Source organism: Virgisporangium ochraceum (assembly GCF_016863655.1).
Lineage (GTDB): Bacteria > Actinomycetota > Actinomycetes > Mycobacteriales > Micromonosporaceae > Virgisporangium > Virgisporangium ochraceum.
This window is the reverse complement of sequence record NZ_BOPH01000147.1, coordinates 21465-28547: the sequence shown is the minus strand read 5'-3', so window position 1 is coordinate 28547 and position 7083 is coordinate 21465. Positions and strand designations below refer to the sequence as shown.

Below are 7083 nucleotides of genomic sequence, written 5' to 3'. Positions count from 1 at the left end.
CAAACCACCCTCGCTGGGTAATTCATTTTGTTCGCCGGGCTATCGTACACATCCAACAGCGACTGTCAAATCTTCGCTGTCTTCGCGCAACGACCCTACTCCAACGAAATTGAAGTAGATGTCCAGCGGATTGGCAGACCGGCCGGCCTCGCAATCGGGCCCGCCCGGCTCCTGCCGGCTTGTCTACTCTACCCGGTCAGTTTCGCACTTGCAAGTCGCTGTTTCCGGCTCGCCTGCACTGCCCAAGTTACCGCTCCGATCCGGTCTTCCGGTGCTTTCGCCCCGTTTGTCCGGTCCCTTGCGGCACGACAGAACCTACGCGCTCGCGCGCCCCAACGTCAAATCGAGCGTCATGCGTATCCGTGGAGCGCACAGCCATGTGCGGAGCGTGCATCGAGCGAATGACAGAATGGCCCGGTGCCCGACACCATCGCCGCCGACGCGCTGCTCGGCCTCCTGCTGCCGTTCTGGCAGCTGGTGCTCGGTGCCGTGATCATCCTGTTCGTGGTGGGAGCGTCGGTACGCCTGGCCCGCCGCGGGCGGTCACGGATGAACACCGCCATCATCGTCACCGGAGCGGCGCTCATCGGCCTGGTGCTGATCGGCGTCCTGGCGAGCTAGGCCGCATTTCAACGGTCTAGAGCCGGCGGTTCGCCAGGCTGGGCACCTCGAGCCGGATGCGCTCCAACCGGTCGAGGTCGAGATCGGCCGTGATGATGCCCACCTCGTCGGGCATCTGGGCCACGACGGTTCCCCACGGGTCCACGACCATGCTGCGACCGAAGCACGTCCGGCCCGGGTCATGGTCGCCGATCTGGCCGGCGGCGAGTACGTAACACTGGTTCTCCACCGCGCGGGCCCGGAGCAGGACCTCCCAGTGGTCGCGCCCCGTGTGCATCATGAACGCGGCCGGCACCACGAGCACCGTCGCACCGTCGATCGCCAACCGCCGGTACAGCTCCGGGAACCGCAGGTCGTAGCAGATCGACAGCCCCACCTGGACGCCGTCGACGGGCACCACGAGAACCTCGGAGCCCGGGGCGACAGAGGACGACTCCCGGTACGACACCCGCCCCGGAATCTCCACGTCGTACAGGTGGATCTTCCGGTACGCGCCGATCAGCCCGCCGCCGCGGTCGAAGGCCGGCATCGTGTTGTACGTGTGCTCGTCGTCGGGGCCGGTCTCGTGGAACGAGCCAGCCAGGATGTTGATCTCCAACGAGCGCGCCAGCGACGCGAACATGGATGCGTACTCGCCGTCGAGGCCCTCGGGCTTCGGAAGACCGGCGGAGGGACCCAGATAGTCGGTGTACTCCGGCAGCACCGCCAGATCGGCCCCGGCGGCGGCCGCCCGCTCCACCAACGAACGCGCCACCGAGAGGTTGGCGGCGCGGTCGTCGCGAGCGTTGAGCTGACAGAGCGCGACCCGCATGGACGGACCTAGGCCGACTTCTCCTCGCCCCGGTCGGCCCGGCGACGGCCGGCCCGGTGGGACGTGAAGTCGCGGGGCACGATCGTCGGGTTGACGTTGTTGAGCACGACCTCGCGGGTGATGAGCACCCGGGCGACGTTCGGGTTGCTCGGGACCTCGTACATCACGGAGAGGAGCACCTCCTCCATGATGGCCCGCAGCCCGCGGGCGCCGGTGCCGCGCAGGATCGCCTGGTCGGCGATCGCCTCCAGGGCGTTGGTCTCGAACTCCAGCTCCACGCCGTCGAGCTCGAACAGCCGCTGGTACTGGCGCACGAACGCGTTGCGGGGCTCGGTGAGGATGCGCACCAGCGCGTCGCGGTCGAGGCTGCGCACGCTCGTGAGCACCGGGAGCCGGCCGATGAACTCGGGGATCAGCCCGAACTTCAACAGGTCTTCCGGCATGACCTCGCCGAAGACGTTGTCGCCGCTCTTCTCGCTGATCGAGCGGACGTCGGCGCCGAAGCCGAGCCCGTTCTTGCCGACCCGCGCCTGGATCACCTTATCGAGACCGGCGAACGCGCCACCGCAGATGAACAGCACGTTGGTGGTGTCGATCTGGATGAACTCCTGGTGCGGATGCTTCCGACCGCCCTGCGGGGGCACGTTGGCGACGGTCCCCTCGATGATCTTCAACAGGGCCTGCTGTACGCCCTCGCCGGAGACGTCGCGCGTGATCGACGGGTTCTCCGACTTCCGCGCGATCTTGTCGACCTCGTCGATGTAGACGATGCCGGTCTCGGCGCGGCGGATGTCGTAGTCGGCCGCCTGGATCAGCTTGAGGAGGATGTTCTCGACGTCCTCACCGACGTACCCGGCCTCGGTGAGCGCGGTAGCGTCGGCGATCGCGAACGGGACGTTCAGCATGCGCGCCAGCGTCTGCGCCAGGTGGGTCTTGCCGCACCCGGTCGGGCCGATCAGCAGGATGTTCGACTTCGCCAGCTCGACGCTGTCGTTGGCGCCACCGGCGGACTCGGCCTGGATGCGCTTGTAGTGGTTGTAGACCGCTACCGCGAGCGCCTTCTTCGCCTGGTCCTGCCCGACCACGTACTGGTCGAGGAACGACCGGATCTCCATCGGCTTGGGCAGCTCGTCGAACTTCACGTCGCCGGTCTCGGCGAGCTCCTCTTCGATGATCTCGTTGCACAGGTCGATGCACTCGTCGCAGATGTAGACGCCCGGACCGGCAATGAGCTTCTTGACCTGCTTCTGCGACTTGCCACAGAAGGAGCACTTGAGCAGGTCGCCGCCGTCACCGATCCGTGCCACCAACGGTCTCCCATGCGTTCAGGCCGGGTCATCACTGATCCAGCCGTTCTGATCTTGCCGTTTTACTTCGATGCCACAGCTAATCCTGGGCGGTGAACCGACTCGCAGCAACCCAGCGGCCGCTGACTCGACGTTACCTGGTCGAGGTCGGTTCTCCGACCCCTCTCCGGGTGGTGTCTTCGTTTCCTTGCACCGGTTCTGTCGGCCGAAGGCCCGACATCCTGAGACACCGAGGGGAATGTCCCGATTTGCGGCGTCGGTCAGGGGACAAAACAGATCTTGGACGCCGGCACACGCCTGAGCGTGCACCGACGTCCAAGATCGGACGTTCGGACCGTCAGCTCGACGCGGCCGCGGCCGCCAGCGTCTTCTTGCGGCTCGCCAGAACCTGGTCGACGAGGCCGTACTCCTTGGCCTCGTTCGCCGTCAGGATCTTGTCGCGGTCGATGTCCTTCTTGACCTTCTCGAGCGGCTGGGTGCTGTGGTTCGAGATCAGCTCCTCCAGCATGTTGCGCATGCGCATCATCTCGCGGGCCTGGATCTCGATGTCGGACCCCTGCCCGTAGCCGCCCTCGGTGGCCGGCTGGTGGATGATCACGCGCGAGTGCGGCAGCGCCATGCGCTTGCCCGGCGTACCGGCCGCGAGCAGCACGGCGGCGGCGCTGGCGGCCTGGCCCAGGCACACCGTCGCGATGTCGGGGCGCACGAACTGCATCGTGTCGTAGATCGCCGTCATCGCCGTGAACGAGCCACCGGGCGAGTTGATGTACATCGTGATGTCGCGGTCGGGGTCACCCGACTCCAGCGTGAGCAGTTGCGCCATCACGTCGTTGGCCGACACGTCGTCGATCTGGACGCCGAGGAAGATGATGCGCTCCTCGAACATCTTGTTGTACGGGTTGGACTCCTTGATGCCGTACGACGTGCGCTCGACGAACGACGGGAGCGTGTAGCGGTTGTAGATGGTCATCGGGAGGCTCCTCAGTTACGCGTGCCGGCGCCCTCGGGGACCTGACGGGCCCCGGTGACCACCTTGTCGATGAAGCCGTAGTCCATCGCCTCCTGGGCGGTGAACCAGCGGTCACGGTCGGAGTCGGCCTCGATCTGCTCGGCCGGCTGGCCGGTGTGGAACGCCACCCGCTCCTGGAACATCCGCTTGGTGTAGAGCATCTGCTCTGCCTGGATCGCGATGTCGGCCGCCGTACCACCGATACCACCGGACGGCTGGTGCATCATGATGCGCGCGTGCGGCAGGGCGTAGCGCTTGCCCTTGGTGCCGGCGCACAGCAGCAGCTGGCCCATCGACGCGGCCATGCCCATCGCCACGGTGGACACGTCGTTGTCGACGAACTGCATCGTGTCGTAGATGGCCATGCCGGAGTAGACCGAGCCGCCGGGCGAGTTGATGTAGAGCACGATGTCGCGCTCCGGGTCTTCGGCGGCGAGCAGCAGGAGCTGCGCGCAGATCCGGTTGGCCACCTGGTCGTTCACCTCGCTGCCGAGGATGATGATGCGGTCTTTGAGCAGCCGGTTGTAGACCGAGTCGTCGAGGTTGAGCCCGAGGTCCCCACCGCGAGCGACCGGCGTGGCCGGAATATGCAGGTCGGTCATGGCAGCCCTTCAGATGAAGTCGTGGATACAGCCGACACTAACCGCTCGAACGGCGGTCAACCGGCACTGTAGGTTCATTTCGCTGTCGGCTTAGGTCCGCGCGCCGTTTTCAGGGGGAACCCGGGCCTCAGTCGTGGTCGTGACCCTCGTGGTCGCCGTGGTCGTGACCCTCGTGATCGTCGTCACCGCGGAGGTCGGCCAGGCTCAGCCGCTCGCCGTTGGTGTCCTCGATCACGACCTTGTCGAGGATCTCGGCCAGCGCCTTGCCGCGCCGCACGTCACCGAAGATCACGCCGGCGGCACCGGACCGGACCAGCTGGTCGTAGTACTGCTGCGGACCGACACCGGCACGCTGCGCCCGGTGGACGATCTCGTGGCCGAACTCGTCGTCGCTGACCTGGATCTCCTGCTTGTCGGCGTACGTGTCGAGCAGGAGCTGCACCTGGACCGCCTCGGTGGCCGACTCGGTGAGCTCGGCCTCGATCTCCTCCTCGGTCTTGCTCTGCGCCTCGAGGTACTCGCTCCAGCTCGCGCCGGCGCCCTCGAGCTGCTCGCGCATCGCGTCTTTGCGGCTGTCGACCTCGTCCTTGACGACGGTCTCCGGAACCGGGACGGCCGTGGCCGCGATCAGCGCCTTGAGCGCCTCGTCGCGGGCCGAGTACAGCTTCTCCATGCGGTTGACCCGCAGCAGCCGGCCCTTGACGTCCTCACGCAGCTCGTCGAGGGTGTCGAACTCGCTGGCGAGCTGGGCGAACTCGTCGTCGAGCTCGGGCAACTGCTTCTCCTTGACCGACCGGACCGTCACCGCCACGGTGGCGTCCTCACCGGCGTGGTCGCCGCCGACCAGCTTCGTCTCGAACGTCGTCGAGTCGGACGCCGACATGCCGACCAGCACCTCGTCGAGACCCGGCAGCAGCTTGCCGCTGCCCACCTCGTGCGACACGTTGGTGGCGCTGCCACCCTCGACCTCGACGCCGTCGACCGTGGCCGACAGGTCGATCTGCACATAGTCGCCGTCGGCGGCCGCCCGCTCGACGGTCTTCAGCGTCGCGAACCGCTCCCGCAGGTTGCCGACCTGCTCGTCGATCGCCTCGTCGCTGACGTCGACCGCGTCCACCGTCACCGTGATCTCTTCGGGAGACGGCAGCTCGATCTCCGGACGGACATCGACCTCGGCGGTGAACTTCAGCGGCTCGCCGTCGGAGAACTCGGTGATCTCCACCTCGGGACGCCCGAGCGTCTTCACGTCGTGCTCGCGCACCGCGGCCACGATCTGGGTGGGGATCGCGTCCTGGACCGCCTCGTTGAGGATGTTGACCCGCCCGACCCGCTGGTCGATGACCTGCTGCGGAACCTTGCCCCGCCGGAAGCCGGGGATGGTCACCTGCGAGCCGATCTCGCGGTACGCCTTCTGCAAGCTCGGCTTGAGCTCGTCGAACGGCACCTCGATGGCGAGCCGCACGCGCGTGGCGCTCAAGGTCTCGACGGTGCTCTTCACAGGTCCTTCTCCTCGGCTGTTCGTTGATCGAGTCGGGGTGGCGGGATTTGAACCCACGGCCCCTCGCTCCCAAAGCGAGTGCGCTACCAAGCTGCGCCACACCCCGCGGCGATGTGCAGTGTATGCGGTACGGTGCGGTTGCCGCGTGGCGGGCTTTGGGTCCGTACCTCAAGATCATTTGAGACCGGCGGGAACCCGGCGGCACAGCGGTGCCGATGTTGGGTACGCTGTGGATCGCACGACACGCGGGCGTAGCTCAATGGTAGAGCCTCAGTCTTCCAAACTGATTACGCGAGTTCGATTCTCGTCGCCCGCTCCACCACATTTCCACAGGCCAGCAGCATGGTCGTTTGAGTAGCGGTGGGGGTCCGGAGGGAGTCCCATGGCCAGGTACGACGCCGAGGCGTTCCACTTCCCCGAGCACCCCGAGCCGCTCGCGGTGCTGCGGGAGGCGGTCGAGCCGCTGTACAACGCGGGCCGGTACCGCTCGGCGCTCGACGCGGTGCTCGAGCGGCTGCGCACCGACGGCATGGGCGCGGATCCGTTCTGGTGGGCGCTCGCCCTGCTGCGCAGCCGCGCCGACGACCCCGCCAACACTGAGCCCGTCACCGCCTCGCAGCGGGAGAACGCCTATTTCACGCCGATCGCGACCGAGTGCCAACGCTGCGAGGCGTACTGGTACTCCAGCCACGTGCTGCACCGCGACGTCGCGGAGCTGCAGGTGTCCAACCCGGTCGGGCTCCAGTGCCAGGAGTGCCGCTACACGCTGTGCCGGCACTGCCTGCCCGCCGGGCAGAGCCGCTGCCCGGCGCAAGGCTGCCCCGGTGGGCTCGGGCTCCCGGTGCTGCCCACCGGACGCCCACGCGGACGGCCGGCCAACCGGCACACCGGGCGGCTGGAGCAGGTGCTGGTCCTGTGGCACGGCCAGCCGGTCGACGCCGCCGAACTGGAGGGGCTGGTCGACGTGGCGTGCACCTGGCAGGACCGCCGCAACTGGTGGGGATACGAGCAGCGGGTCGAGCCGCACGACTTCACCGCCGACGCCGGTTTCGCCCTGATCGCCCGGCAGGAGCGCGACGGCTCGGCCGGTGCCGGGGCGCTGCAACGCACCCGCACCGTGCTGCTGGGCACCCCGCGCGGACAGCGGATGCTGTTCGTCACCGCCGCCCCGGAGGCTGGCGCTCCGGAGGCTGGCGCCCCGGAGACCGGCGCCCCGGAGACCGGCGCCGGCTGAG

The 7083-nt window shown here is 67.6% G+C and carries 7 protein-coding genes and 2 tRNA genes; 3 read left to right on the top strand and 6 right to left on the bottom strand.

Annotated features, from left to right (window positions below):
* Positions 1 to 417 precede the first annotated feature (417 nt).
* Complete coding sequence (locus tag Voc01_RS49650) at positions 418 to 621, top strand: hypothetical protein (RefSeq protein WP_203934797.1); 204 nt, start codon at positions 418 to 420, stop codon at positions 619 to 621.
* Positions 622 to 637: 16 nt separating this feature from the next.
* Here Voc01_RS49650 and Voc01_RS49645 read toward each other — a convergent pair whose 3' ends face one another.
* The 6 genes from Voc01_RS49645 to Voc01_RS49620 form a co-directional block, all read right to left on the bottom strand.
* Positions 638 to 1432, bottom strand: a complete 795-nt coding sequence (locus Voc01_RS49645; protein WP_203934796.1) for a carbon-nitrogen hydrolase family protein — start codon at positions 1430 to 1432, stop codon at positions 638 to 640.
* Between the two features lie 8 nt (positions 1433 to 1440).
* The gene (clpX, locus tag Voc01_RS49640; RefSeq protein WP_203934795.1) at positions 1441 to 2739 is read right to left on the bottom strand and encodes an ATP-dependent Clp protease ATP-binding subunit ClpX; all 1299 of its coding nucleotides are present in this window, start codon (positions 2737 to 2739) and stop codon (positions 1441 to 1443) included.
* Between the two features lie 337 nt (positions 2740 to 3076).
* The gene (locus Voc01_RS49635) at positions 3077 to 3709 is read right to left on the bottom strand and encodes an ATP-dependent Clp protease proteolytic subunit (protein ID WP_203934794.1); all 633 of its coding nucleotides are present in this window, start codon (positions 3707 to 3709) and stop codon (positions 3077 to 3079) included.
* Positions 3710 to 3720: 11 nt separating this feature from the next.
* Entirely contained in the window at positions 3721 to 4350 is a 630-nt protein-coding gene (locus Voc01_RS49630) for an ATP-dependent Clp protease proteolytic subunit (protein ID WP_203934793.1), read from the bottom strand.
* 127 nt (positions 4351 to 4477) lie between these two features.
* Positions 4478 to 5848 carry a trigger factor gene (tig, locus tag Voc01_RS49625; protein ID WP_203934792.1) on the bottom strand — a complete coding sequence of 457 codons (1371 nt, stop codon included), beginning with the start codon at positions 5846 to 5848 and terminating at the stop codon, positions 4478 to 4480.
* Positions 5849 to 5880: 32 nt separating this feature from the next.
* Positions 5881 to 5954 (bottom strand) — tRNA-Pro (locus Voc01_RS49620).
* Positions 5955 to 6093: 139 nt separating this feature from the next.
* On the opposite strand from Voc01_RS49620, the gene Voc01_RS49615 reads away from it, so the two are divergent.
* Both Voc01_RS49615 and Voc01_RS49610 read left to right on the top strand, forming a co-directional pair.
* Positions 6094 to 6167: transfer RNA gene (locus Voc01_RS49615), tRNA-Gly, on the top strand.
* 63 nt (positions 6168 to 6230) lie between these two features.
* Positions 6231 to 7082: a C1 domain-containing protein gene (locus tag Voc01_RS49610; RefSeq protein WP_203934791.1), complete on the top strand. Its 852-nt coding sequence runs from the start codon at positions 6231 to 6233 to the stop codon at positions 7080 to 7082.
* The last annotated feature ends 1 nt before the right edge of the window (position 7083 follow it).